The organism is Saccharopolyspora sp. NPDC045839 (genome assembly GCF_056431645.1).
Genome location: NZ_JBWKKH010000076.1, coordinates 1 through 1,558, shown reverse-complemented (window position 1 = coordinate 1,558; position 1,558 = coordinate 1). Strand labels below are relative to the sequence as shown.

The window sequence follows — 1,558 nt, the reverse complement described above, 5'->3', positions numbered from 1 at the left end:
AGCTTGTTGTTTAACCGGTAGCAGCGTGATGTGACCCCAGTTGATCATGAATGAAGCCCTTGGTTGATCATTCCTCTTGCGACAGAAGGAAGATCACAACCAAGGGCTTCGATGATCAGTGTGCACGACACCGGCGAGGCCGGTGCGCTCGGGGCGCTGTCCCGGTTCCGTGAGCAGTTCTACGAGTGTCTGACCAGGCGGGCGGACGTGTTGTTCGAGCTGACCGATGCGGTGTTATGCAGCGACGGGCCAGTAACCAGCCTGGCCGAGTTGTCGTTGGCCGCCGAGCATCGACGTGGGCACGGCGCCTTGTACGACGCGGTCAACCACGGCCGCGTCGAGGTAGACCGGCTGCGGGCAGCGCTGGCGGGATCGCCACTTCCCCGTGCGGCGGATGGGCGGATCGTGCTGGCCGTCGATGTCAGTCCGTGGCTGCGCCCGGACGCGGCCACCTCAGCGCAACGATTGTTCTGCCACGTCTACGGGCGGGCCAGGAACCAAGCCCAGCTCATTCCTGGCTGGCCTTACTCGATTGTTGCCGCGTTGGAGACCGGCCGCACCAGCTGGACCGCGGTGCTCGATGCGATCCGCCTGGGACCGGCCGACGATGCGACCGCGGTCACCGCCGGGCAATTACGCGCGGTCGTGGAACGGCTGATCATGGCGCGGCAGTGGAACCCGGGCGACCAGGAAATCCTGATCGTGGCCGACACCGGATACGACATCACGCGATTGGCGTTCGTGCTGGCCGACCTGCCAGTGATCCTGCTCGGGCGGCTGCGCAGCGATCGCGTGCTGCGGCTGCCCGCACCGCCCCGGGCGGCGGGAGCCAACGGCCGGCCACCCAAGCACGGCGATGAGTTCGCCCTGGCCCGGCCACAGTCCTGGCCGGCGCCGCAGCACACCACCAACACCCAGACCACGCGCTACGGCACTGCGATCGCCTCCAGCTGGAACCGCCTGCACCCTCGGCTCACCCACCGCACTTGCTGGCTGGAGCACTCAGGCGAACTGCCCATCATCGAAGGCACTCTGATCCGCCTGCAGGTCGATCACTTGCCGGGTGACCGCGACCCCAAACCGGTCTGGTTATGGTGCTCAGCCACCGACGCCGCACCCGCCGATATCGACCGCTGGTGGCAGGCGTTCCTGCGCCGGTTCGACCTCGAGCACACCTTCCGGCTGTTCAAACAGGTTCTGGGCTGGACCCGCCCGAAAATCCGCACGCCCGAAGCGGCGGACCGCTGGACCTGGCTGATCATCACCGCACATACCCAGCTCCGGCTTGCCCGCCCACTAGCAGAGGATCTGCGCAAGCCATGGGAACGCCGCACAGTCCCGCACAAACTCACCCCCGCCCGGGTCCGGCGCGGGTTCCGGAACATCCGCGTGAACACCGCCCTGCCCGCCAGCGCTCCGAAACCCAGCAGACCCGGCCCCGGACGCCCACCCGGCTCCCGCAACCACAGGCCCGCGCAACGCCACAACGTCGGCAAGAGCACCAAAAGAGCACTCAGTCTCACCGCAAGCCGAAAACCGACAGGTTAAACAACAAGCT

General features: G+C 66.7%; 1 protein-coding gene. It reads left to right on the top strand.

Annotated features, from left to right (window positions below; translation table 11 throughout):
* The first annotated feature begins 111 nt into the window (after nt 1-111).
* Nucleotides 112-1,548 carry an NF041680 family putative transposase gene (locus AC07EQ_RS43350; protein ID WP_478393611.1) on the top strand — a complete coding sequence of 479 codons (1,437 nt, stop codon included), beginning with the start codon at nt 112-114 and terminating at the stop codon, nt 1,546-1,548.
* The last annotated feature ends 10 nt before the right edge of the window (nt 1,549-1,558 follow it).

What these genes read in the sequence shown, in the direction of transcription:
- AC07EQ_RS43350 (WP_478393611.1), top strand. Translation starts at nt 112, where the DNA reads ATGATCAGTGTGCACGACACCGGCGAGGCCGGTGCGCTCGGGGCGCTG.